Genomic DNA, 26,855 nt, shown 5'->3' with positions numbered 1-26,855 from the left:
AGAAAAATCGGCAAACCTCAAATTGTTAGGTTTTTCAGTATAACAAACTGATTTGTCGTCATTTGGCAATGATTTGTCTACTCATACCTCAGAGTAATCAATTAACTTTGCGTTCGATTACCAATTGGATATGAGCCTACGGAGACAAATATCGGGATAGTTAAATATCCTTAACGCCTTTTTGCTCATTCCTGTTGGGGATCGCCACAAAAAATCCCAAACAAATCAAAAAGACGTATGAGTAAAAGCACCCTCAAAATCCGTTTCTTCCTGCGAAGAAACCATGTCTATGCAGACGGAACGTGCTGCATCATGACAAGAATCACCATCAACGGAGAGAACACTAATTTCAGTTCTAAACTGAATGTCAATCCCAAACTGTGGGACACCAAGCAAGGCAAGGTCAGCGGCAAATCAAAAGTTGCCACTGAATTGAATGGACTTATGTCTGATATGGAGTCATCAATTCGTCAGATGTACTTCGATATGTCAAGATATGAAACTGTCACAGCCGAGAAACTCCGTAATGCCTTTATGGGGATTGTTCCGGAAAACCAGACGCTCATAGGGTTATTTACGGAACACATAGAGGAATGTCGTGCCCTTATAGGAATAAGCAAGACCCCTGCAACCGTCCAGAAATATGACCGCGCATTACGCAGAGTAAAGGAATTCATCAAGTTCAAGTATCATCTTACGGATATGCCACTGCGCGATGTTAACCACAAATTCATTGTGGACTTGGAGACATATCTGCGTACAGTAAGCGGATGTAATGAGAATACCACAGCCAAGTTCATCCAAACATTCAAGGCGATTATCATAAAAGCCAAAAACAACGGTTGGATTATTGCTGATCCGTTTGCCAACTACAGAATCCGCATCAAGAGAGTAGATAGAGGCTATCTCACCGAAAAAGAGATTGCCACTATTGCTGAGAAAGAGTTTCCGACAAAGCGGCTGGAGCAGGTGCGCGACATATTCATCTTCTCATGCTACACCGGATTGGCGTATATAGACATAAAAGAGTTGAAGAAAGAACATATCCAAACTTCCTTTGACGGCAATCAATGGATAATGACTCACAGGCACAAGACGGGTACCCCGGTGAATGTGCCCTTACTCGCAATCCCACAGGAACTGATCAAGAAATACGAGGGGCAGGCTAAGGACGGTCTTCTGTTCCCCGTGTTGAGCAACCAGAAGATGAATGCCTATCTGAAGGAAATAGCCGTTGTATGCGGCATTGAGAAGAACATCACGTTCCACCTTGCGAGACGTTATAGTTTGTCTTTACGTTTGAAAATGATTAGTTTGCAGATATTTCCTTCTTGATGGGTAACGATTTAGAAACGAGCGAGGTTCTGTATTCTGCCTTGTTTTGCACTATATCAAAAGAACGCTTTTTCTGATTGCAAAGATACACATTTCCCGAAAATCGGACAATCTATATCTTTGAAATTCTATGTACTATGAGCAAAAACGTTTTTTTAGGTCTTCTATTTGTTCAAATATGTGCAGGAACATCCATAATACGAAATAAAAGCACTAACTTTGCAGGGAAAGATTATTAACCAACTAATTCAAAAGAATTGGTTTTAAACCATAGCTTAGAATGGCACTATCATTGTCTGCAGAACAAAAAAATTTAAGATCGTTATTCATAAACGATGACAGATATATCGTCCCTTCTTTTCAACGGCCCTATAGGTGGACTAAAAATGAGGTTAAACAACTATTTGATGATATCACACAGGCATTTAGTTCAAATGAAGACTATTTTGTCGGTAATATCGTAATTGCTCGCGGAAATGATGATAGATCAAAACCCCAGATTATTGATGGACAGCAGCGCATTTTGACATTATGGATGTACTTAAAAGTTCTGGCAATTCTTACAAATGTTTCGCGACTTGATGAAATGCTATCCATAAGAGATTGGGAAGATGAAAAGGTTCTTTCCAAAATATATTCTTTAGTTTTCGAAGAAGCAGATCAGTCTGGTATCGAAGAAGTCTTAGTTTGGGATAAGGAAGATTTTAAAACAAGAACAAAAGGGCTACCTAAACTCGGTCTAATCCAATCAAATGCTGTATATATATATAAATGGATGCAAGAATATTTTGACAGATTGGATAATACCAAACAGACAGAATTTTGGAAATATTTTATTGACAGAATATACTTATTGCCGATAGCTTTAGATGGTAAAGATATGGCTGAGGCGACATCCCGTGCGCTAACAATCTTTGAAACAATTAATAATAGAGGGTTAGACTTAGCTGATGCAGATATCTTAAAGGCAAAACTTTATGAAATGGCTACTAGCGTGAAAGAAGGTAATGTTTTCATTGACCAATGGAAGTGCTTTAGTCAAAAGTGTATAGAATTAAGTGTTCCTGTAAATGATGTATTTAGATACTATTTAAGAATCATACGGGCAAAGAACAATCAGACAACTTCAGAACCCAATCTAAGAAATTTCTTTTTGAAAAATGAGATTTCTCCATTCAAGACGAAGGAATGGAAAAGTATTATGGCAGAATTAAATTTAATCGGTGATACTTTGGAAAGCATAGACTCGTTAAAGAGTTCATCGGTAAAGATGGCACTTTTGTATCAGGTTTTACAAGAGCATTCAAGTGCCATTCCTTTATCTGCCATGGTTGTATATATATATTCCATCATGGAATCAAATAATAAACTGGAAGAAAAGGGGGTTGTACGATTTTTAGAAATACTCATAAAAATATGTTACACCTATGACCTATCTCAGGATATAAAGTATAAAATCTTTGATATAAATGCTCGGGTAATGAATAATAGACCATTAGTATATCAAGCTAGTGGAATTACAGAAGAATTCTTTGACGAAAGGCGTCGTCTAAGAAATGGATTAGTTATGCTTTATCATTATCTTATTGAAAATAACTGGAAGAAATTTCCTATCGATTCTCTTGTACGAGTAGAACGCATCGTCCGTCAAAATGACACCATAGCACATCCTGATTGGCCGAAAGACAACATTGATAAGGAGATTGAAAGTATGGCTAATTTCTCAATCATTGATTTTTCTAAAAGCTATAAATCTTTGCAAGAAAGAAGCCATGCATATAATTCATCCAGTCTAACTTCTGTCTCTGGCATTCTAAAGGGTAAAACATATTATTCATATAATGATTTTACATATCGAAAGAATGATATGCAAACTGTTCTTACAAAATTTTTAACTCAATCTGAAAGTGAAAAGAATTACAATATCAAATTTTAAGGGGATAAAATCTCTAAAAGATTTGTGTTTATATAAGAGTCTCCAAGGTGGTGGTGAAAAAGAAGTAAATCTTTTGCTGTATGCTGAAAATGGAGGTGGCAAGACTTCTATTTCTGAGGCTATCAGATTAGTTTCTTTTGCAAATGTTATTGAGAATGAAGTGATAGGTGCTAATATTGTAGATGAAGAACGAGAAGCAGCTAAAAGAGATTGGCTAACGGAATATCTACATGATAAGTCTACAGAATCATTTGAGATAGAAATTGATGGGTTTAAATTTTCATCAATTAACGCAGAAGTATTAGCTAATGCCAATATTTCTGTACTGGACAGAACCCAACTTGTTCCTTCTTCTAAAATTGATATTAAACAGATTATAAGTAGGACACATTTTGAGGGTATAAGTTCATATGAAGAGTTATTTTCACCAGTAGCAATTGAATTGGTTTTAAGCGAAGTTAATGCTATGCTTAAAGAAGAATTTAGAGAAAACATTAAGGTCGTAAGAGTTGAAACTGTTGAAAGTATCGTTGGGATAAAAGGAATACATGATGGCATTATCACAGAAAATATTGATAGCAAACTAAATGAATCAAATCAAAATTTAATCAAGATCTTAATCTTTATCAATTACTTAACCTTGTTGCCACCCACACAAGATGGTACCAAACGTTTCGTTGTATTGGATGATATAATGTCAAGCCTTGATTTGGCAAATCGTATTATTTTAGCCCGCATTATCATTAAATTAGGTAATGATTATCAGTTATTGGTAATGACACACAATGTGGGATTCTATAATATGATTAAACATCTTGCTGCAAGTAATAACGTATGTGAAAACTGGATTTTTTCATCGTTGTATACGTATGATGAGAATCATATACCATATTCAGTGGATAATGAAGATACGGTTGATGAATTGTTAAAAAAACATGGTGGAGTTATTCTTCCCACAAATGGAGATGCCGTGAATGCTATGCGTAAAAAATTTGAGAATTTATTGCATGAGTTTGGCAAGATTCTAATTCTTGGAATACAAGAAGAAACTTCTGATTTAATTGATAAAATAAGTATGAATAATAGCAACTTATATTGTTATGTAGAAGGGAATAATATTTTAACTCATTTTGACCTAATTAAAAATATTTCCACTTTAACGAATTGCTGTCCAGCATCGCAATTAAAATCAAGGATTAATAATGTTTTTCAAAAATATAATAACAATAATATGTTCCCATGGATTTCTGAGACGGTACAGCACCTTCGTACTTATCAAAAAGTTATTTTACATCAAGGGTCCCATGATCAATGTGGAACACTACCAGCTATTTCTTCAAAAGAAATTACAATAACATTAGATCTAATGAAGAAACTTGAGAAAATAACAAATAGGAGTTCGACAAGTTATCCGTATTTTATTTGATACATAGTGCAAGATAAATAAAACCTTACAAAATAAGTCGCTTATATTGTAATTTCATTGGATGACATTACATCGGTTTTATTATTGACTCAATGAATGATATTTCTTCATTGGACAAATGGTATTTGGTATAAAGTTGTTGGTCTATGTCAGTAACAGATTTTGTCCAATCAATATCGCTCTCTGAGGTAAAATCTTGAAGAGGAACAAATTGGAATACATCACGTGCATTGTCTTGTGTTTTCTTTTTTATCGAAACAAGATATCTAAAGAAACGAGAATAGATGTACTTAATAATAGCATTACAAGAAAAAACATCAAGCCTCATAGATTCTTGATTGTATCCAACAACTAAGTATGTGTAGGAACAAACGCTCATAGGTTCCCCATAGAAAGGGCGTCCCAAAACAATTGCATCTGTACCAGAACCACCTACCTTAGGGATAAAAACTTTATGCAAGGCGATAGCTTGATTATTTCGTGGAACTTCAGATGGTTTTATCCAGCCATAACCAGCATCTGAAAGTTTCTTATTAACATATAGTTTAATTGGATGATCATCATCGGCTTGAGATATGAAGCCAGTCCAATTAGAACCCAATAAATTGTCATTGTCAAAAAAGTGTTTAGGGCTGACCATATCACGGAAAGTAGAGGAATTAAAATAATTGCCTTCCATCTCCATAATTTTTGCAACAATACTGTTTGCCTGTGCATCGCGTATTACAATCCCTGCACCCAAACCATTCAAATAGGTACAAGATGTGTGTGCTTTTAAATTCTGGTCGTATAATTTGTACCTACATTTACCTTCAAAATCTCTGTCAAATAAGAAATAACAAATACCTCCTTTTATCTCAACACCAGTAAAACAAGAAGATGATGTTAGAAAGTCAGTTAAAGATACAAATCGGTTAGAATTTAGAAGTTCGTCCACCCAATCACTTGATATACCTTGCCCAACTTTAGTCATCCATCTGCTTGGCATTATCAAAGAGACATAACTTGTGGTTACTTTTCTTGCTATGTCGAAGAAATAAGGATAAATTGCAGTAGCGAAAGCTGCATTAGAAACCGTTTTCTCGGAGGCTCTTAAATCTTGATATGGTGGATTCCCCACTATCGCATTGAATTTCATATTCTTTATACCTGTTCTATTGGAAACAAATTTCTCTACCTGCTTGATGAAATGTTCCGGTTTATTTTTGATTTGATTGATTAAGTCCTCAAAGTATCGGGTGTTCACTTTCGCTTTGCGGAAACCGATAAGTGTGCGTTTGGTGATGCTCTTAGCCATCGGAGTCTTGCAGATGACAAAGATGTTTTCTGCCACTACCTTATCCCAGATGCGCTGTTCATCCTCTATGCTCGACACCGAAAACAAAGAGTTCTTAACCCGTGTGCGGTAAATGCTGTACGCCATGTAAAGAGGATACAAGCCGGACTTGGAGTTGATTTCAAGAATACGGGAGTCCTCCGCAAACACATTGGCGGTCACCTCGCCATGATCAATGAAACGAGGGTCGGACAAGGTGGTTTCATAGTCCTTTTCAAAAAAGTTATAACCGCCTAAACAATCCCCAAGGTGCATATTCACCACACGCCAAGGGGTAAGCACCGTTTCTTTGTCGGGATTGCGGAACGTGCTGAATATATCCGTGATACGTTCAATGCGTTCCTCCACGCTCAGTTTGTCCGCAGCACGAGCCATGACACGAATGCGCTTGCCTGCCGCACAAAATATTTCCGGATCATAGTATTTCTTGATGCTGTTGAACTTCTGCCTGGTCACGCCCTTGGGCATGAATTCCTCCCACGATTGCGGATCGATGAGCGAAGCGAAATTGTCAATCGTTATTTCCTGTGATTCGTCCTGTAGTTCCGCGCCATAAATCAACAATGGCATACGGATGGAGATACCCCTAAGAATGGAAATGGCGGCCTCGCGGTTCTCCTTTTTCTTCTTCAGTTCCGCGAGACGTTGCTTTTCTTCCTCCGTCAAGGGTTGCTTGTCCTTGCCCTTCTTCTTGGATTTCTTTTCAAGGTCTTCCAATTCCTCGTATTGTTCGTCCGTCAGTCCCTGATTGTTGATGTCCACCTGATTGGTCTTGGGCATGGCCTTCGTCTGACCGATAATCTTCTTGAGGTCGTCAAACTCCTGCAATTCCAAGTCGTTTAGCTTCATCAACTCGTCATTATACAGGCTCTTGTCCTCGAAGCCGTTACGGACTACCCGCTCCACATACACCTTTTTGAGCTGCTCCAGCATCCGCGGCACATCGAACTGTTTCATCTTTGAGCCTTCGATGGAGATAATCGGACAGAAGTTCAGGAACTCGCCCATAATCTTGCGGTCGTTGCCGCTGGTCTTTCCGGCCTTTGCCGAAATCTTTGCCGTTTCTGCAATAACTTTCAATGTGCGGTCGGGAGCGAAGTCAAACACATAGCATTGCTCTTTGACACGGCCGTTGATGGTGGCAGGCGTCTGCACACGGAAGATGGTCTGCATATAACTTGATGCAGCGGTATTATAAGAGCCGGACAGCATAAATACACCCGTCCACGCCTTGACACTTACGCCCGTTGTCAAACGGCCGCATGACAAGGTGATTGTTCGTGTGGAATCCGGGTCTTTGCCTATCGCTTCCTCTACCGCCTTCAGTGCATCCTTGCTCTCTTCATCCTCGTCACCTTCTCCCGCTACATTCACCACTTTGAAATGCTGGAACACGGGATGTGATTGCAGCAAAGCACTCATCGCACGAGCCTCCTTCACACCTGGCAACATCCACAGCGTATGCCGGAAGATGTTGCGGTACTCGTCATTGGCAAAAGGATAGCAGCTCTCCTTGTCCTCTTCGGTCAGGAGGTTAAGGAAGGCACGGACATCCTTTTCGTGGACAAATGTGCCGCTGTCGTTTACGCGGAAGAACTCGCGGAAGTTAAAGGCCACATCCTCATCCACGAACTCATGGAGCAAGCGTCCGAGGTCGTAGGTGTAGATGTTCATCTTGGGCAGTGAGGCGTAGGGATTTGGATCGCCAAAATGCGTCATGTCCCATGAAGCCTTTGCCCGTTGTTCCATCACATAGTCCCACGTGTAGATTTCCTCATCCTTGAAATCATCCAACAGGTTGAACGGTGTACCCGAAAGGCGCAGGATTTTAGTCTTATCCTTGGTCAACTCCTGCATTACAGCCTTGCCCAGTTCCGTCTGCGTCCCTTCGTGCGCCTCGTCCACGATGATGCAATCCCAAGCGGTGGCAAACACTTCATTGTTCTTGTCGAAGTTGCCACCCACAAGTTCAGAACCGCGCAAATCCTGCATGGAAGCGAAATAGACATATTGGCATTTGCCCTGTTTTGCTCTCGCTTCAAGTGAAGCATGACTGTCACCATTGTTCTTTGAGCCATACGCAAAGCCGGGACTGTCATAGAATATCTTGCCGAAATCCTCGAACCAACCGCTGTCCACTACCGGGCGATGGGTAAGGATGAGCGTTCGCCCGAAGTCCATGTCCTTCACCACTTGCAAAGCCGACAAGGTTTTGCCAAAACGCATCTTGGCATTCCACAACATCTGATTGCCTTTCTTGAACTGCTTTTTGGTCTTCTCAATGGCCTCGCGCTGTTCAGGACGGAACGCAATCGGGCTTTGGGCATGTGATACTTCCGCAGAAGATAAAGATTCCCGACCTTCCTTTACCGCTGCTATCGCCCGTTTGACCGTTTCAAGGTCAGTGATGAACCACTCATTGGCCTTGTTCTCGGTATCAAAGACCTTTTTCCTGATGCCGGAACGCTCCAGGACGTTATGTACTTCCTTGTCATTAAAAGAACACAAACCATTCCTACTATTGTGTATCGTCAGTTCCGTATAGAGTAGGTCGTATGCGATACCTGCCGTCTGCGTATATTGGTTGATGCGCTTCTTGGCGGATTCGTTGAGTGCCTTACTGTTGGGCGCAAGACCAAACACATTGTCATTATCACAGGTGGCCTCGCCCACCTTTAAGCAGCCTTTGTGCGCTGCATCGTTGATGCGGAACACATATATCAGTTTCAGTTTTAGTGAAGATGTGAATTTCATACTGCACTATTTTATGAGGTCGATAAATCGGATTCGTTTTCCCATCTTTCCCGTTTCGGGATCCTTTGCCCGCCAGTCCTTAATGAGGCAATAGGTGCCGTTGTGCCTGCGTATGTCATCTTTCGCACAACCTTCGCATTGGCTGACTTCCTCCCTCGTTCCGAACAGTTCATACACAAGTGTTCGCCGCTCACCGCAACTGTTCGGTACAACACCCTTCAGCCCGTCCATCTGCCACACGTTCCATGATATGATGTAGGCGATGTAGTTGATGGATTTGAGCAATGGCCGTTTTCCAAACTTCTGCTGGTAGTATTCGATAAAGGTGATGAGCATCGCTTCACGGGCAATCAGCAAATTGTCTCCCTGCCACTCGTAGGCGTATGTGCTCTTGTAGGCTTCCTGTGCCCACTCCAGCCATTCGCCGGAGGTTTCCGTATTCTCACCTACGACCCGCAGTTTGCGGTCAAGCAAACCTATGCGTTGCTCTAAGGGAATGGCCTCTCCGGTTGTGGTATCATAGCGGCTGACGATGTAGGGAGCCTCTCCGCAGGTTATCTCCAAACGATTGTCGCGTACATAGTCCTTCCAAGTCTTATTTTCGGGGAATACAATGTTGTCATCTGTGGATTTCCAGCGATGGACTCCATGTTCATCTGTGTATTCCGTATTGAATACATCCTTTCTTCCGAACCACGCTTCATCAATCAAGTTGTTCTGTGCGTTGCATATCCACGAAGGAGTGAAGACTTCCGCCATGTCACGGGAACGTGCTGTCTGGGTATTCCGGCTTTTAAGCACACGGGGCATGATGACATGACCGTTGTCCCCGGTAATCAGATGTGGAAGAATCGGATCTGCATATTGGTACCCTTCGCCAAGACTTTCATAATCAGATGTGGCCCAAAAGATATTGCGCTGAATACCCTCCCTGCTCATGGTATGGTCTTTGAGCAGGGTGTTCAGCAAATCGGGCGAAAGCCGAAAGATACAATCCTCCAATATGTCAACTTCAACGGGCATTTTCTATATGATTAAGGAGGTATCTCTCCGTAAGAGACACGTTGAAGCTGATAGTCAATAGTTTGAATAGCGTTTCACAAAACAAAATGGCTGTTTATCGATGATATAGAGTATTTTATCATCTGATAAACAGCCTAATTCTCATAAAAATGTGTACCTTTGCGTTATAGTTAGTGTCTCTTACGGAGAGAAGATTGATTTCGCAAAACAATCATTCGTCTTACATCAAATCCCTTAATATCTGTGTGTTCGCCTTATCCACGACAGAGTTGTCTAATGAAGTCAGATAGATTTGTGTCGTCATTTCCGAATCATGTCCCATACCTTCGCTGATAACCGAGATGGGGATGTTCTTGCTTTTGGCTATGCTTGCCCACGAATGACGGGCTACATACAGTGTTAATGGAATGGATAAACCTGCTAACTTGGCAATCTCTTTCAAGTTCTTGTTGGTACGATAAAGTGCATTCTTGTATTGGTTACGGTTGTCGTAAGGGTATTTTAGAATCGGGAGCAAGTAAGGGCTACCATAATCTGTTTTGTGTTTATCCGCAATCTCCTGCATACACTTCTCCCATTTGATGAATAGCTGTTGCCCGGTCTTGCGTCTTCGATAAGATAGAATGCCATTTTGCAGGTCTTTCTTCTTCAAATGGGCCATGTCAATGAACGACATGCCACGGGTATAGAAGGAGAAGAGGAACATATCACGGGCGAAGTCCAAGGATGGGTGTAAGAACAAGTCAAGGTTCTTGATTTTCTTGATTGCCTTTAATTGGATTGCCCGTTTGACGGTCTTGTCAACTCCCGTATAGACGTGCTTGAACGGATTGCGATTGTTCGTCAGTTCCTTCTCTACGGCACGGTTATAGACAGCCCGCAATATCCGCATATAGAACGAGCTGCTGTTCTTAGTTATCCTTTTGCCGTGCAGCCATGCCTCATACATCAGCATTAGGTCCGAGTCTATTTCATCCAGAAGTATATCCTTGCTCTCCCGGAATTGCATAAAACTTCTAAGCGTAGCGTAGTAGGTTTCGGAGGTGCGATGCTTTCCCATTTGCTTGAGTCGTGCAATAATACCATTCATGAAATTGAGCAGCGTTTGTTCGTTGGCAGACTTTTGAAAAGCGGAAATAATATCGTCAGCGGCGTAACTTTTCTGCTTATTTTCCCAATGACTGACGATATTTTCCAATCGCCTGACATCCCAATTCATCCGTTCTTTAATGGATTGAAGATACACATTCCTTCCGTTGTTGGCGAGAATTAAGGTAGCACTTCTTTCGTCCCACTCATCCGCATAGATGCTGTAATTCGTCTTTAGCTGACGGATTACACGCTTATGGATGATTTGGTAATAGATTGTCCCTTCCTTGCTCACGGCTGTGGAAGGTCTGAACTTCACCTTGATTGAGGTCATACAATCAAACACGATTTATTTGCACCCACTTGGCATACATCTCCCTCAAAATTTCGACGATTTCACGGCTTAGTTTCACGAGGTCGATGGTCTGCCTCTCCAACTTGTAGAGCAATGCCATCGCCTTCTTCTCCGAGAAGTGGCAACGTAGTTCCTTCACAACTTGGTTGTAGTTCGTTCCGATGCCCCGGAACTGGGCGTGAAAGTCGGACAGCTTGGTGCAGTATTCCAGCATAGCCTTGTCCACCTTCAGCACCTTGAACTTCTGCCCGAAGAAGTGCGCCTTGAGAAAGACGGCCTTCGCGTACAACTGTGATTCCTCATACATCGTGAGGAACTTGTTCCATTCCACATCATCGAAGCGCACCATCACGCAGTGCGTTTTCGGGTTCAACATGGGATTCCTCCCGTACTTGCTGTTCTTCTTCATCTTGTTTTCTTATTTTAATTTAATGATTCTTTCTTGGTCTAATCTCTGATTAAAAACTTGGAAATTATCCGACTGCGGAGGATAATTCTGCCCACGGCGGTGCAAGGATTTTCAGTTACCGGGAAGCCCCGGAGTAACTGAAAATATATCTTGCTGTGTCTTTGAAGACACGAAAATCCTCCGCTTGTCGGATTGGTTTGTGAGTATAATGACTCATTTTGTGTATCGGTCTAACCGATGAAGTGTAGCCACTGACTTAATCGGTTAGACCGATTTTCTCTTAGAAACTGTTTAAATTTAATTGTGAGGTTCATTGAGAGGATTTTATGAGGTGTTTTTACGAGTCGAAGAGGGAGCATAGCGAGCTATGTGACCGATGAGACTCGGTGAAAACATCCATAAAAGACCTCAAGGAAGCCACAAGATTCACTATATAAAAAATTTCGAATTAATTTTAAACAGTTTCTTAGAGCTTACGCCACTGCTCTATGTCTTCCCGATAGGTTTCAAGATGTAGACGAGTGAGGTTCTCGATAAGTCCCGAGGCACTCATGCCACGTCCTCCGAGACGGCGTACAATCTCGTCCAACTCATCGCGTACCTTCTCGCTGACAAACACGGGCTTCCGGTTGATAATCTTCGGAACTTGGAGATAGGTTGTGCGGTACTCTTCCAGCGACAACTTGCGCTGCTTGCTGCTGACACGCTTCTGCGGCGTGGTCAGCTCTTCCGATGTGATACTTTCTGACGACTTTTCCGCAACGCTGGTTTCTGATTCCTTTACAGCTGTTCCTCCGGGCTGTGCCAGTTCTTCCGGATCCAGACCGAGATTCCTGCAGAAGTCGTCCATAGACTTCTCACTGCGGGATTCTCTGCGCCCCATTCTGTCCACGATTTCACGAGCCTGCTGCTCACTGATGTTTGGTTCTCTTGTCATTGCCATAAAACAAATTATTTAAGTTATTAACTATGGTCTTGGTATTCACCTTGACCGATTATCGGGAGCAAAGTAAGGCGCTTTAGTACAGTCAGTCAAACACTTGGATTCTCTTAGGCAATTTTGTGTAACTTTGCTTTGGGACAATAGGAACAATGGTGCAGACTTCACCGATTTGCTGGACACAAGGAGTAGAAAAATCAAAGTCTCATTTACGGGCGAACTTGAATTAAGGTCTTATTGAGATTGGGCTACCATCTTAAACGTGGAAGTTTAGATGAAACAGAAAGCCTACCTATAAGGCTTATCCTGGCCAAGCTATACCATACCGATGCCAAAGGCTGCCAGTTATGAAAAAAGCATTGTCGGATGACGGATTATCCATTCCTTTGCGACAAAAGAAACACAAAAGGAAAGAATTATGGAAATAGTATCAATCGAGAAAAGAACTTTTGAGACGATGGTCGTCAAGTTCGACCGGTTCGTCCGCCGCATGGATGCCATCTGCCATCGGCACGGCGAAAAGACGATGAGTGAGTGGATGGACAATCAGGTGAACATCAGTCCACGCACCTTGCAGACGCTGCGGGACAACGGAACACTCGCCTTCTCGCAAATCAACCACAAGACGTATTACCGTCCCGAAGACGTGAAGCGCATCGTTGCCCATGTGGAGGACAGGCGGAAGGATGCTCGCTTCAAAGGAAGAACAATATAAACAATAAATAAAGTATAACAACAATACCCACTAAATCCAATGTAACATGAATGAACTGATGACCAAAGACAACGAGTGGATTCTCCACTTCATGGGCAGTCTTGACCGACTGCTGGACAATTACGAGCGTATGACTGCCGACTATCGCCCGACACTGGGCGGTGAGCGTTTCTTCACCGACAAGGAAGTCTCGGCACGATTGAAGGTGAGCCGCCGGACACTTCAGGACTACCGCAACGAGCGACGGATTGCCTATATCCAATTGGGCGGAAAGATACTCTATCGCGAGTCGGACATAGAGAAGATGCTGCTTGACGGCTACCGCTCCGCCTACCGACAGACCGCCATCTGATTTTCTTGAAGGAGCGCAGTTTGCCGTCTGCCCAATAGGTCGCGGCAGCAATGGACATGGCAGCAAAAAGAAAAAGGAACAGCTTACGGATGAAGCATCAGAATTCCGCTTCGTCTGTAAGCCGTTCCTTTCTTTTGATTTCCCGTCAGTCGCTTGTTTCCGTTGCCGGATGCCTTACGAGCGTATGGTTGGCAGGGGCAAGGTTTTCGGGCAGAATACGCTCCGTAGGAGGAAGATTTTGCTCGAAACGGCTCTGCCGCTTGACCTTGCCTCTGCCATCAAACCATGCGCTACCTTTGCATCCGAGCATCGGAAACGAGTGTCTGACGGGATGAACTCAATTATACCATCGGTTAGTTCCTCTGTCATAAGAAACAAATAACGCGACATTACCAGCATTCAGTTTGCTGATTACAAACCGTCTGAATAGCATACTCTCTTTACTACTTATCCTGAACGCAATGGCTACAACCATTTCAAGGTTATAAGCATCATAACTGATTCCATCGGGTTGCTTGACATACTTCATCGTGTCCGCCTCGCTTAGTTCCTTGCTCTTGTAGATGGCATGAATCGCCTTGCGAACATCGCACGAGAACACCCCGAACAAGTCGGCTATCTCGAATTGAGTCATCCATACGGGTGAAGTGGGCATACTCACCACACCGCTTTCACTGATTGTTATTATTCCTCTGTTCATAATTGATATTGTTATTTGATGTTGTTCGTCTTTTCGCTGTTTGGTTGTGTCTTTCTTATCTCCATAAGCCTGTCCATATCTTCCGAGATTTTATCATCGGTCACCCGGGCATAGCCCTGTGTGGTCTTGATATTTGTATGTCCCATCATCTTGCTGATGCTCTCTATCGGAACACCAGCCGAAAGCATCATGGTTCCGAATGAATGTCTACTCGCGTGATAGCTGAGGTTCTCTTTCACACCTGCCAATATGCCTATTTCATGGATGCAGAACCAAAGGCTGTTGCGATTGGGCAAGGGGAATATGGGCTCCTCGTCATTGGTGGTATTATATAGGGACAAGATTTGTTCTGCAACCGGATGCAGCGGCACGAAAGATTCAACATCGGTTTTCTTTCTGTTGATACGGATGTAACGTCTTCCGTCTGCTGTTGTTCCGATATGCGAAGGGTAAAGCCGCTTTACATCTACATACGACAACCCGGTGAAAGCCGAAAAGATGAAAATCCTTCGGGTAAGCTCTTGCCGTTTCTCCGGCATGGGTTGTTCCATTATCCTCTGCAATTCTGCTCTGCTGATATGCTTCAACTTGTTGTCGGGCTTTTTCTCGTATGATACATCAGCAAGAGGATTGAAGCGGATGATTTCTCTATCCACTGCAATGTAGATTAGTCTGTTCAGCCATGTAAGGCAATGATTGATGTGTCCCGCTTTGCATCCTTTGGCTTTCAGATAGAATTTGTAGCCCCAGCCGAAATCCTCGGTGATGTCCTCGAAGGCAATGTCACGCATACCAAGTGAAAGGAGGTATTCGTGCAGATAGGCTTGTGAGGACTTGGACTGACGATAGGAAGATGTGGACTCTATCACTTCCGCACGGATTCGCAACCGTTCACGCTCTTCCTCTCCTGCTTTCATGAGAGTGGTGGGGACCGCTGTCACACAGGTTATCTCATTTTTCAGCATTTCTGCCGTAACCATACCCGTCTCTTTCAACAGGTTTTCATAAGATGTTTCTATTTTGGCCCGCAGGGCGATAAGGAGATTGGTAGTCCTTGTGTCCTTTACTTCTCCGCTTTTCGCGTCCCAGTTGTCCGGGTTGCAGTAATAGCCCGTGGAGAATACACTCTTCTTGCCGTCAATGGTGATACGGCATAGGATAGCAGTTGTACCGTCTGCCTTGACTTTTCCACGGTTGATGTAGTATAGAATTGAAAATGTGCTTCGCATAATTGAATTGTTTTAATGATTAGAGAATAGTTAGAGAATAAGTTTCAGATCCTTTGTGGCTTCGATGTACTTGTCCATATCCTCAAAGAGTTTCTTCGGTGTCACACGGGCATATACTTGGGTTGTCCTTATATCGGAATGTCCCAGCATCTTGCTGACGGTTTCGATGGGCACTCCGTTTTCAAGCGTCATAAGGGTGGAGAATGAATGCCGTCCCATGTGATAAGACAAGCGGCCTTTGATTCCGGCCTTCATTTTGATGCTTGTCAGACACCATTTCAAGGCTTGATACTGGATTACTGGAAACAGTGTGGCCCGTGTAGCGTCCTTATATTTCTCGATGAGGGCAATCGCTTCCGGCAACAGTTTGACACGGCTGAGCTGCCCGTTCTTGCTTCTGCGGTATTTCAGCCACAGCGCACCATAGTCATCCCGTGATAAGTTGTCGGGAGTGATGGCCACCACATCCACATACGATGTCCCGGTATAGCAGGCGAAAAGAAACATATCACGGACAATAGAATGCACGGGGCGGCATCCTTGAAGATCTATGTCACGGATTTTCTCGAAGTCCTCCTTGCTCAATGCTTTTGGCGGCGTTTCCTTCTGCTTGGGCAGTGGATAGTGCTCGAAATAGAACTTATCCGAGTGTCCTTCCTTGAATGCCATGCGGCAGATCTTCTTCAGTATCGCCAGATAGTGGCGCACCGTTTGAACACCCAAACCCTTCTCTATTACGATGAATTCCTGAAACTCTCGGATGAATTGTTCGTTGAGTTGGCAGAAGGCAAGGTCTGAAATCTTGAACTTGTCACTGATGAACTCACCAAGACGGCGGCGAGTATAGATGTAGGTCGGTGGAGTGCGGTGTGAGACATCTATACCCACACGAGCCTTGATTTCCTCAATGTGTCTGTCAAAGAGAGCCAACAAGGTCATTTGTGTCTCCTTGCTACCCTGGAACACTTCCTTGACCGTAGTTGCATCAAAGTCTGTCTTACGCTCCATGAGAGTGTCGAAGGCAGAGTTTACCGCCAACAGCAGTTTCTCGATTTTCGTATTGACCTCCACTGCCTCTCGGCTCTTTCCGTTTAGTCGACTTTCACGGGCATTCCACAGTTCGGGAGTGCAGGAGAGTTTACAACTGAACTGCGCCATCGTGCGGTTCACGGTAATTCTGCCCATTATCGGGGCTTTGCCCGACTTGTCCAATCTGCTCCTCTTGAGGTAGAGCAACACCTTGAATTTTTCAACTTTCATACGCTTATATTTTTTTAGGTGCAAAGTTACTTGCCATATAAGCGTTCCTTGATATGCAAAATGCTGTGGATGAGCGAAAACAAAACGGTGAGGATTTCTTTTCGTTGTTTCCCGTTACCTATCCTTGTCCGGTAACTGCCCGGCTAACGGTTTGGTAACTGAACAACCTCAATGTTCCGCTTTCATTTGCTTTTTCCACATTTGGCAAAATACTGAAACTATGCTCATTTCAAACGACTTACGTTTTATCTTCACCTGTCTGCTTTTCCTTGCTTAACCATTCACTTTCCATTGTGCCCGTCACACCTTCGCCACAACCGTTACACTCTCACATGGTGTACCCATCGAATCAGTATCGAAGATGCTGGGTCATACCAATATTCAGACTACGCAGATATACGCCCGAATTACCAATCAAAAAATAAGTAAGGATATGGCAGCACTCGCCGAGAAAATGGGAGGAAGCCTTGGGGTGTCAGCGTCAATTTCTAAATGAATGTTAACAAAATTCATAAATAAAGGTGATATAGGCCTCTGAAATGGGGTGTTTTTATCCCAAAAGCATCAAATCTTATGGGTATATAAGGAAAAAATATATTAAAAGGAGCCGTAGAACCTGTTTCTGCGGCTCTTTTTTTTGCCCATACATACCAATTTTGTTAAATGCTGTTAAGTATCGCCGTTAACTACCCCTACCTCATGGGTAGTATTAGGAAATGGTCATGGGATTATGAATTTACTTTGCGATGTCAATAATGACAAGCAACACTAAAAATCCCAATATGAGCTACGTACTGATTGATGAAAAAAGACTGGAGCGGATTTCGGAAGGGATAACCTTCATAGCCGACTTCATACGCTCGATCTTTGAGGAAAAGACAAAGCGTGACACCGACCGTCTTCTGACAAACACTGAGGCTGCCGAACTGCTCAATGTCAGCACCCGGACACTTGCCCGTATGAGGGCTAATGGAAGCATAGCATATTCCATCGTGGAAGGTTCCTGCCGATATTCCTATAATGACATCTGGGATGCGGTTGAAAGATGCAAAATCAAGTCCACTCCAAGAATACAGGCTGAGTTTGAGCATAACTACCATGCTGTAATCTCTAAAAGGAACACGACATGGAGACGATAACTATGGAGAAAGGCTCGTTCGAGCGTTGGATGCGGATGATTTTTGACCGCCTTGACCGTCAGGACAAGAAACTCGATGCGCTCGCCAGACGCAACCAGCCGTCGCTTCCCGAAGTGCAGGGCGAGAGAGTGTATGATGTGCCGGCACTCGCCGAAGTGTTCAATGTGACAGCCAACACCATTTACCGCTGGAAACGCCTCGGGAGCATACCTCTCCGTAAAATAGGCGGAAAGCTCCGTATGCTGGAGCATGAGGTGGCGGAAATAATCACCAGTCCTGACAAGATGCAGAAATTGAGAGATTCGGAATAGTTCCGGACCATAATAACCCACTAAAATCTTAATTATTTTCAAATGGATCAAAACCAAGAAAAAGAAAAGGTACTGATTGCCCGAAACAACGAGACAGGGCAAATCGGCGCGGTGACGGGGCAGAATCCCGACGGCACACCGCAGATGGCCGATGTCAAGTCGGCGAAACTCAGCGATCTCGTGAAGTTCACAAAGGGTCAGAATCCGGTAGAGGCCTTTGTGTCAAACTTTCTCCGTCAGGCGAAGAATCCGTCCGTATTCGGTTTCTTCAGCGTCAATGCCGACGACTTCGGCACGGTAGGACAAGGTCTCGGCGCTTTGCTTGAATCGCCTGAGAAAAACAAGGAGATGCTGGCACCCTTCAAGGTGGAAGCGTCGGAGGTATCACAGTCGCAATCGCAGTCACAGCACAAGTATCAGGCAATCGACGGAAACAGCATTGACTGGGCTGCCTTCAAGGAGAACTGGGGCGTTGACCGGGAGCAGCTTGAAAAGTCGGGAGATCTTGATAAGATGCTCAACTACGGCAAATCGGGGCTTGTGAAAATTCAGCCCACTCTTGCCGGAGAAAAGATGGAACTCGATGCCCGTCTGTCGTTACGCAAGGACACCAACGGCATGGTGAAACTCGTGCCCCACTTCATCCATCTGGAGCCGAATCTTGAAAAGGAATACCGTGGTCATCAGTTCACGGCAGAGGATAAGGCTCAGTTGCTCAACACCGGCAACCTCGGCAGGATTGTGGAGCTCAACGGCAAGGACGGTAAGAAGATACCTTCGTATGTCAGCCTCGACCGCCTGACCAACGAGATTGTGAGCCTTCCTGTGGACAAGTTGCACATTCGCGGCAATATCGGCAAGACAGTCCTCACAAAAGAGGAAATCGAGACGCTGAAAAGCGGTCTGCCACTCATCAACAAGGAAGTGAGTCTTCGCGAGGGCAAGACTTTCACAACCACTTTGCAGGTCAACGCCGACTCCAGATGCGTGGAGTTCGTTCCGAAAGCATGGCAGAAACACAACATGGTCGAGAAGCAACAGCAGCCGCAGGGCCAGCGTCAGCAGTCCTCCCAACAAAACAGCTGGACCGATGCCGAGGGCAATATCCGTCCTATCGGGAAATGGAAGGAAAACCGCTTCACCGAACAGCAGAAAGCAGATTATGTGGCAGGCAAGACGGTGGTGCTGGAAAATGCTGTTGACGCAAAGGGTCAGCCATGCACACTTTATTTGAAGTTCGACCCGGCTAAACAACGGCCTATCGCCTCAACCAAAAATCCGGATCTGGCACAGACCGTTGCACCGTCAAACGAGAGCGCTACGCAAATGGCGGTCAATAACGACGGCAGGACCAATGAAGCCACAAAGAATGTGAAGGAGCCGCTTCAACAGGGCCAGACAGCGCCAAAGAATGACAGCCAACAAAAACAGCAGCGAAAACCCAAAGGTCCGATAGTTTAGACTTTGCCCGTAACGGCGCCACTAATCCACGCAATCCCAATATTCATTAACCCCGGTTGCAGGGGTGAGAAAAGCCCCTGCAACCATAATATTATCTCCTATAAATGCAGGATATATGTAGAGAATAAAAATAAATCGAGCCGTTCCCCATTCCCGGACCGAAGATATTTATTATCTTTGCCACCGAATCCAATCATAAAATCTTTTTGATTCATCTGATTGGGATTTTAGTGGCGCCGTCTGGGAGGGATACCCGGACGGCTTTTCATTTACCCACCCACTAAAATCTCCAAAAAGATGAAAAATCCAACACGCGAGGAAGAACTGTCGTTCTACTACCTCTATCTGAAAAACTATCTGGCATCGTACCGCTTTGAGGGCGTTACCGAGACTATGATACGCGCTCGCGCTGAAAAAGCCGAGGAAACATACGAAAACGCACGCCGCAACGGTGCCGAGGTTGACGAGGCACACGAGATGTCAATGGCCGCACTACTTGAAGGCTACCGATATTCCGAATACGAGATAATTATGGATGTCCTTGAAGAAGAGTTCAAGGATGATGTGAGCGAGGAGATGCGTCCGTTCATGGCGACATTCCTCCTGTCTTTCGGAATGGTTGAAAATGTGTTTGACAGTTATGACATTCATGCAAACACGTTTGTAAACACCGCAACATATCACCTGCTTCGCTGCGAACTCACAGGCATAATCTCCATAATCCTCACTGAGAATGGCTTATAAGCGTTTGCAGACGATGCGCTACAACATCGAGGCGATACGCACGGCGTTTCGTCTCGGTGTTGAGAAGCGCGGGCCCAGTGCCGAGGAAATGGAGGTGCTGGGCAGGTATGCCGGGTTCGGTGGACTGAAATGTATCCTCAATGATGCCGACAGCCTTATGGATGCCGCCAAATGGAGCAAATCGGACATCGAGCTGTTTGCCCCTACTGTGGAACTGCGCCAGCTTATCCGCGAGTATTCAAAGGATGACAGGGAATTTGCCCGGTATATGGACTCGCTGAAAACATCAGTGCTGACGGCGTTCTATACTCCGTCGCCGGTTGTCGATGCTATCTTTGATACGCTCAAAACCAATGGCGTAGAAGTCAAGAAGTATCTGGAGCCGAGTGCCGGACAGGGTGTTTTCGTTGACTCGTTCATGCGAGATTATCCCAATGCAGAGGCTATGGCGTTTGAGAAAGATTTGCTCACGGGCAAAATCCTTGTAGCATTGCATCCTGACTCGGAAGTCAGAGTTGAGGGCTTCGAAAAGATTGAGCCGGATTACAACGGCTACTTTGATGTGGCTTGTTCCAATATCCCTTTCGGAGACTTTGCCGTGGCGGATCCTATCTATGCCACGAGCAAGGAACTGGCTTACCGACAATCGACAAAGGCGATACACAATTATTTCTTCCTCAAAGCACTTGACTCCGTGCGCGAGGGTGGATTGGTAGCCTTTATCACATCGCAGGGTGTGATGAACTCCGCTTCGCCCTTTGTCCGTGCGGAGATGGTGAAGCGTGCCGATTTGGTGGCCGCATTGCGTCTGCCTAACAACACGTTCTCCGACAATGCCGGGACTGACACAGGCAGTGACCTGATTATCCTCCAGAAGCATAGCGGTAAAACCGCATTGTCGGCTGACGAGGAATTTTTCGTGCAGTCGGTTGTTGACCGTGACAGCAAGGCACCCACCAACAAGTATTTCGCGGCATTTCCGCAGAATGTGATATGCACCGACGCGAGTGTCAGCACAGACCCATACGGCAAGCCCGCGTTTATCTATAAGCACAGCAGCGGTGTAGATGGCATCGCAAGGGATATTCGTCTGGCTCTTGACGAGTCGCTGAAATTGCGTCTTGACAAGGAGTTGTATAATTCGCAGGGGATAAAGCCGCCCACGCCTGAACCTATTTATACAGCACCCAAACCAAAGTTAACAGCCACGCAATCCAAGAAAATATCGGAAACGCCAATAATGAGGCAATACACCGAGATGAAGAAGCGTCACCCCGATGCAATCCTTCTTTTTCGTGTCGGCGACTTCTACGAGTGCATGGGTGAGGATGCTGTGAAGTCTTCGGAGATATTGGGTATCACATTGACAAGGCGGATGAACGGCAAAGCCGGATCCATAGAATTGGCTGGATTTCCGCATCATGCCCTTGACACATATCTTCCGAAATTGGTGAGAGCCGGGCAACGTGTGGCAATATGTGAGCAGCTTGAAGATCCGAAGCAGAAACAGCGTGAGGAATTCAAGCCTACTGAGATTGTGACTCCGCAGAAGGCGGAAACAAAACCTGCGCCAGAGCCTGAACCTACACCTGCGCCTGTTCAATCTGCGCCGGAAACCACTTCCGCGCCAACGGAACCCGCCAAAGAAATTGATACCGACGGCAGTCCCGATTACAATGATAACCCGGACCCGCGATTGTTCGCCTACAATCTTTTCGGTGAGTTGGAGCCAATAGGTAAGCCCCAGCGTCAGCCACGCCAATCGGCACAGCCTAAAAATGAGGATAAGCCAAAGCCTTCTGAAAGACCGAAAGTTGAAATTTCGCCAAAGGTTCAATCCAAGTTCAGACAGCTTACAGATAAGGAGCTGGAATTATATGGTTCTCTCAACTGGGAAGATAATCCTCCCATCAACGGTTTCTATGAAACGATGATGAGTATCGCCCACCGCCAACTCGCGGAACGTGAAGCGGCAAGGCAGGCGGCGGAACAAAAAAAGAAGGATGCGGAAGTCGGTATCGAGATTATCCGTACCGAAGGATTCTCTATACCTAAGCCCAAAGTGGCTGCATCGGAAGATAAGCCCGATATGTCGCCCCGTCCTTTCTCTGAGGATATTCAATTTTTCCACAAGAATGGTTCTATGGTCGTAGATAACGGTCAGGTCGGTTTTCTCTCAGAGGTCAAAAAGTACGGAGCATTATTCACTCCGTTGGCTCTCAAATCTGAACAGGAGAAACGAGCCATGCTGTATATCACCTTATCCGAAACGTATCAGCAACTCTACCATTACGAGGCTGAGACACACGAAGCAAGCGAACATCTCCGTGAACACCTCAACCAGTATTACGATGAGTTTGTGGACAAGTACGGCAACCTCAACGAGAAGCAGAACGCCAAGTTTATCCTTATGGATGCCAATGGGCGTGACGCATTGGCATTGGAACGCGGCGAGAACGGTATGTTTGTAAAGGCTGACATCTTCGGCCACCCCGTAGCCTTTGCGGTTGATGAGGTCACTTCGGTTGATACTCCTATGGAAGCTCTTTCCGCATCGCTCAATAAATACGGAGTGGTTAATTTAGAGTATATGGGCGGACTTGTAGATATGGACGAGGATACGCTTGTTGATTCACTCGAAGGTCACATCTATTACAATCCTCTTGTGGAGAATTACGAGATTGCAGACCGCTTCATCGCCGGCAATGTGGTAAAAAAAGCCGAGGACATTCAAGCGTGGATAGATAAGGAGAACGACCGCATAAAGGGCTTCCCCGGATATGACGGTATAGAGCCGTATATCGAAATGGCGCAGGACTCGCTCAAAGCCTTGCAGGATGCAACTCCGAGAAAGATTACTTTTGATGAGCTTGACTTCAACTTCGGCGAGCGTTGGATACCCACGGGCATATACTCCGCATACATGAGCCATCTCTATGGCACAAACGTGACGATAGCCTATTCTTCCTCGATGGACGAATATTCGGCTAAGGCTGACCGTGGGAACATGAAGATATGGGAGGAATTTTGCGTGCGTGGCTATTACCGAACCTACGACGGCATGAACCTGTTGAAACACGCCCTGCATAACACCGTGCCGGACATTAAGAAGTCCATAGGCAAGGATGAGAACGGCAACGACATAAAGGTACCGGACAGCGAAGCGATACAACTCGCCAATACCAAGATTGACGAGATACGCAACGGCTTTTCTGAATGGCTCGAAGCGCAGTCACCGGAGTTCAAGGAGAGGCTTGTTGACCTCTATAACCGCAAGTTCAACTGTTTCGTGCGCCCGAAATATGACGGATCTCACCAGACATTCCCCGACCTCAACATGAAGATGCTGGGCGACCGCTACGGGATCAGTTCCATTTACCAGTCGCAGAAGGATTGCGTGTGGATGCTGAAACAGAATGGTGGCGGAATTTGTGATTTTGAAGTGGGTTGTGGTAAAACGCTGATAATGTGTATTGCAGCGCATGAAATGAAGCGATTGGGATTAGCTCACAAGCCGATGATTATCGGACTGAAAGCCAATGTCGCCGAGATTGCCATGACCTATCAGACAGCATATCCCAATGCCCGTATCCTTTTTGCCGATGAAAAGAGTTTCAAGGCGGAGAACCGTGTCGCTTTCTTCAACAATATCCGCAATAACGACTATGACTGCGTAATAATGTCGCACGACCAGTTCGGCAAGATACCGCAGTCACCGGAGATGCAGCAGCAGATTCTTCAGGCAGAGCTTGATACCGTCGAGGAAAATCTGAAAGTGCTGAAAGACCAAGGCAAGGACATATCCCGTGGTATGCTGAAAGGGCTTATCAAGCGTAAGGAGAACCTCACCGCCAAGATTGCCACAATCCAGCACCAGATGGAGGAAAAGAAGGACGACATGGTGGACTTCAAACAGATGGGCATTGACCATATCTTCGTGGACGAGTCGCATCAGTTCAAGAATCTGATGTTCAACACCAGACATGACCGTGTGGCGGGATTGGGCAATTCGGAAGGCTCACAACGCGCCCTCAATCTTCTCTACGCCATCCGAACAATCCAAGAGCGGACTGGCAAGGATTTGGGCGCAACTTTTCTCAGTGGCACGACAATCTCCAACTCGCTCACGGAATTGTACTTGCTCTTCAAATATCTCCGTCCGAAAGAGCTTGAAAGGCAGGACATCAGATGCTTCGATGCGTGGGCGGCCATCTTCGCCAAGAAGACGACTGATTTTGAGTTTAATGTCACCAATAACATAGTGGCGAAAGAGCGTTTCAGGTACTTTATCAAGGTGCCGGAGTTGGCTGCATTTTACAATGAGATAACAGATTACCGCACGGCAGAGGATGTTGGCGTTGACCGTCCGATGAAGAATGAGATACTGCATAATATTCCACCGACTCCGGACCAAGAGGCTTTTATCCAAAAGCTGATGGAGTTCGCCAAGACTGGCGATGCAAAAATCCTCGGTCGTGCGCCTTTATCGGACACTGAGGAAAAGGCGAAGATGCTCATTGCCACTGACTATGCACGAAAGATGGCTCTTGATATGCGCATGGTTGACCCCTCGTATGAGGATGATCCGAATAACAAGGCAAGCCACTGTGCTAAGATGATTGCAGAATATTACCGAAAGTATGACGCACAGAAAGGCACACAGTTTGTATTTAGATACTGTGATAAAATCCAAATCTTTTTGAGGAAAAATTGACCAATATCTGTATTTTTCTCAAAATGGCGTAAATTGCCATCTGATTCGCTACAATTATAAGTTACCCAAGACGCGTATTCGCTCTTGGGGGCGGTTTAGTCCGCCCCCGCCGCTCGGGCATCCCCTCCCAGAAGGAGAGAGGAATGTTTTTGTCGATAAAGTTGTAATTTTTCCCTGTCAAACGCTCGGTTTTGTGCAAAATTCAGCTTAAATTTGCGCATAGTTATGGAGGACGCATTCCGATATGGAATCGCCCATCCCGTGTAGGCCGAGTGTTATCACCGGCCTATTTTTTTATCTGTCAGTTTTTAGTGGAGTGTTCCGGGTCGTAAGGTTTCTTGGATTTGCAGACTGAATACATCAGAATCAGGAGTTTGCGCATGACGGCGACAAGGGCCACTTTCCCTGACGGATTGGATTTCTTAATCCGGTCATAGAACTCTCTCATCTTGGGATTGAAACGTATGGCAGACATCGCGCAGATGTAGAGCATGGATCGGATTGTCGAGTTTCCTTTCTTCGATATGTGGCGTTTTGGATCCTGCGGACCCGACTGACGGGCCACGACATCCAGACCGGCAAAAGAGACCACCTGCCGGTGATTGTTGAAGTTGGCGAAGCATCCGACCTCGGCAAGTATGGCGGCGGCAGTAGTCTGACCTATTCCCGGAATAGTAGTTGACAGTCTGACTGCTTCCTTGAATTGCTCGGATTTATCAATGAGATTCCGGATCTCGGTCTCGGCTTTGTATATGTTTTTATCAATATCATCAAGTGCGGCAGAGCATATCCTTACAGTCTTTTTGTCTGAGAAAGAGCTTACAGTAAGTGCTCCAAGCCGGTTCTTCAGCATCGTGCTGTGTTTTACCAGAGAGGTGCGCAGGCGGCACAATGACCGTATTGACGCAAACTGCTCATCCGGTGCCGCCCAATTCTTGAGCTTGCGATTCTCGCATCCGAGCATCGAGAGGATATAGGCATCGATTTTGTCGGTCTTAGTCTTGTATCCTTCGTATTTTGCGAAGTCCCTGACTCGGTTTGCCGGAACAACATGAACGGTCATCCCGAGTTTGGTAAGGTGCATTGCAAGAGCCTCGTAATATACACCTGTAGGCTCCATGACGAAACAAAGCGGATACCCTTTGAGGGACTCTTTACGCGTCCATCTGACGAACTGGTTGAATCCGTGCCTGTCATTGGTGAATTCTATCGGCGATGTGCTACACCCTTCTGCATCAAGCATGGACAGGCAGGCCATGAATGTCGATTTGGCGATATCTATACCCACGCACTGGCGGAAATAGACAGTTGGTTTAAATCTCGGTTGCATGTCAATTGGATTATTTGGTTATACAATCTGACTGTCAATAATCTTCGTCACCTTCACTCTTGGCAGAACTCAAGCTCGGTCAATCCGGCTTACGATACTTTGTCCAGGCTCTAAAGATATAAAAAAGGCAGCGGCGAAATCTAAATCACGGTATCTCCAGAGGAGGACAAAGTGGTTGATGGGCTCGCTGCCGATGGACAATCATTTTAGCAAAACTACAAACAATTATCCACCCGATGGACATCTCTCTTACTAGAAAAAAGTGCCAATCGCTATTGACACTGCAAAGGTAAGAGT

19 protein-coding genes and 2 pseudogenes are annotated in these 26,855 nt (G+C 45.1%); 11 read left to right on the top strand and 10 right to left on the bottom strand.

Annotation, left to right across the window (positions count from 1 at the left end):
* Positions 1–237 precede the first annotated feature (237 nt).
* From HPS53_RS01955 to HPS53_RS01945, 3 genes are all read left to right on the top strand, one after another.
* On the top strand, positions 238–1,335 hold the full coding sequence (locus tag HPS53_RS01955) for a site-specific integrase (RefSeq protein ID WP_172204027.1): 1,098 nt from the start codon (positions 238–240) through the stop codon (positions 1,333–1,335).
* A 280-nt stretch (positions 1,336–1,615) separates the two neighbouring features.
* Positions 1,616–3,271, top strand: coding sequence for a DUF262 domain-containing protein (locus HPS53_RS01950; protein ID WP_152635313.1), 1,656 nt, complete (start codon positions 1,616–1,618; stop codon positions 3,269–3,271).
* Entirely contained in the window at positions 3,243–4,697 is a 1,455-nt protein-coding gene (locus HPS53_RS01945) for a hypothetical protein (protein WP_152635314.1), read from the top strand. The genes HPS53_RS01950 and HPS53_RS01945 overlap by 29 nt, the downstream gene beginning before the upstream one ends.
* Before the next feature lie 67 nt (positions 4,698–4,764).
* Here HPS53_RS01945 and HPS53_RS01940 read toward each other — a convergent pair whose 3' ends face one another.
* The 5 genes from HPS53_RS01940 to HPS53_RS01920 form a co-directional block, all read right to left on the bottom strand.
* Positions 4,765–8,787 carry an Eco57I restriction-modification methylase domain-containing protein gene (locus HPS53_RS01940; protein WP_172204025.1) on the bottom strand — a complete coding sequence of 1,341 codons (4,023 nt, stop codon included), beginning with the start codon at positions 8,785–8,787 and terminating at the stop codon, positions 4,765–4,767.
* A 6-nt stretch (positions 8,788–8,793) separates the two neighbouring features.
* Positions 8,794–9,810, bottom strand: a complete 1,017-nt coding sequence (locus HPS53_RS01935; RefSeq protein WP_025833453.1) for a hypothetical protein — start codon at positions 9,808–9,810, stop codon at positions 8,794–8,796.
* Positions 9,811–10,030: 220 nt separating this feature from the next.
* Complete coding sequence (locus tag HPS53_RS01930; RefSeq protein ID WP_025833451.1) at positions 10,031–11,233, bottom strand: site-specific integrase; 1,203 nt, start codon at positions 11,231–11,233, stop codon at positions 10,031–10,033.
* Positions 11,234–11,237: 4 nt separating this feature from the next.
* Positions 11,238–11,663, bottom strand: coding sequence for a conjugal transfer protein MobA (mobA, locus tag HPS53_RS01925; protein ID WP_172204023.1), 426 nt, complete (start codon positions 11,661–11,663; stop codon positions 11,238–11,240).
* Between the two features lie 466 nt (positions 11,664–12,129).
* Entirely contained in the window at positions 12,130–12,600 is a 471-nt protein-coding gene (locus HPS53_RS01920; RefSeq protein WP_172204214.1) for a DUF3408 domain-containing protein, read from the bottom strand.
* 421 nt (positions 12,601–13,021) lie between these two features.
* Between HPS53_RS01920 and HPS53_RS01915 the strand changes: the two genes are divergently transcribed.
* Positions 13,022–13,318, top strand: coding sequence for a DNA-binding protein (locus HPS53_RS01915; protein ID WP_172204021.1), 297 nt, complete (start codon positions 13,022–13,024; stop codon positions 13,316–13,318).
* A 46-nt stretch (positions 13,319–13,364) separates the two neighbouring features.
* Complete coding sequence (locus HPS53_RS01910; RefSeq protein ID WP_172204019.1) at positions 13,365–13,670, top strand: helix-turn-helix domain-containing protein; 306 nt, start codon at positions 13,365–13,367, stop codon at positions 13,668–13,670.
* Positions 13,671–13,815: 145 nt separating this feature from the next.
* On the opposite strand, the gene HPS53_RS01905 is transcribed toward HPS53_RS01910, so the two are convergent.
* The 4 genes from HPS53_RS01905 to HPS53_RS01890 are packed head-to-tail and all read right to left on the bottom strand — an operon-like array spanning position 13,816 to position 16,859.
* On the bottom strand, positions 13,816–13,980 hold the full coding sequence (locus HPS53_RS01905) for a hypothetical protein (RefSeq protein WP_172204017.1): 165 nt from the start codon (positions 13,978–13,980) through the stop codon (positions 13,816–13,818).
* Between the two features lie 27 nt (positions 13,981–14,007).
* Entirely contained in the window at positions 14,008–14,370 is a 363-nt protein-coding gene (locus HPS53_RS01900; RefSeq protein ID WP_172204015.1) for a hypothetical protein, read from the bottom strand.
* Between the two features lie 11 nt (positions 14,371–14,381).
* Positions 14,382–15,599 (bottom strand): site-specific integrase, encoded by a 1,218-nt coding sequence (locus tag HPS53_RS01895; protein WP_172204013.1) that lies wholly within the window; start codon positions 15,597–15,599, stop codon positions 14,382–14,384.
* A gap of 30 nt (positions 15,600–15,629) precedes the next feature.
* Positions 15,630–16,859 (bottom strand): site-specific integrase, encoded by a 1,230-nt coding sequence (locus tag HPS53_RS01890; protein ID WP_172204011.1) that lies wholly within the window; start codon positions 16,857–16,859, stop codon positions 15,630–15,632.
* A 283-nt stretch (positions 16,860–17,142) separates the two neighbouring features.
* Between HPS53_RS01890 and HPS53_RS12560 the strand changes: the two are divergent.
* The 6 genes and pseudogenes from HPS53_RS12560 to HPS53_RS01860 all read left to right on the top strand — a co-directional run.
* A pseudogene (locus tag HPS53_RS12560) lies at positions 17,143–17,355 on the top strand (tyrosine-type recombinase/integrase); the annotation flags it as partial.
* Positions 17,356–17,641: 286 nt separating this feature from the next.
* Positions 17,642–17,998, top strand: coding sequence for a helix-turn-helix domain-containing protein (locus HPS53_RS01880; RefSeq protein WP_168355206.1), 357 nt, complete (start codon positions 17,642–17,644; stop codon positions 17,996–17,998).
* Positions 17,986–18,309, top strand: coding sequence for a helix-turn-helix domain-containing protein (locus HPS53_RS01875; protein WP_135984920.1), 324 nt, complete (start codon positions 17,986–17,988; stop codon positions 18,307–18,309). Before HPS53_RS01880 ends, HPS53_RS01875 begins: the two co-directional genes overlap by 13 nt.
* Before the next feature lie 42 nt (positions 18,310–18,351).
* The gene (locus HPS53_RS01870; protein WP_135984922.1) at positions 18,352–19,770 is read left to right on the top strand and encodes a DUF4099 domain-containing protein; all 1,419 of its coding nucleotides are present in this window, start codon (positions 18,352–18,354) and stop codon (positions 19,768–19,770) included.
* Between the two features lie 297 nt (positions 19,771–20,067).
* The gene (locus HPS53_RS01865; protein ID WP_135984924.1) at positions 20,068–20,514 is read left to right on the top strand and encodes a DUF1896 family protein; all 447 of its coding nucleotides are present in this window, start codon (positions 20,068–20,070) and stop codon (positions 20,512–20,514) included.
* A pseudogene (locus HPS53_RS01860) lies at positions 20,504–25,186 on the top strand (DNA methylase); the annotation flags it as partial. The gene HPS53_RS01865 and the pseudogene HPS53_RS01860, both read left to right, overlap by 11 nt.
* 343 nt (positions 25,187–25,529) lie before the next feature.
* On the opposite strand, the gene HPS53_RS01855 reads toward HPS53_RS01860, so the two are convergent.
* Positions 25,530–26,558: an IS110 family transposase gene (locus HPS53_RS01855; protein WP_016272550.1), complete on the bottom strand. Its 1,029-nt coding sequence runs from the start codon at positions 26,556–26,558 to the stop codon at positions 25,530–25,532.
* Positions 26,559–26,855: the final 297 nt, after the last annotated feature.

Source organism: Prevotella sp. PTAC (genome assembly GCF_013166535.1).
Lineage (GTDB): Bacteria > Bacteroidota > Bacteroidia > Bacteroidales > Bacteroidaceae > Prevotella.
Note: the sequence above shows the minus strand (reverse complement) of the source record. Positions and strands in the feature narration are given on the sequence as shown.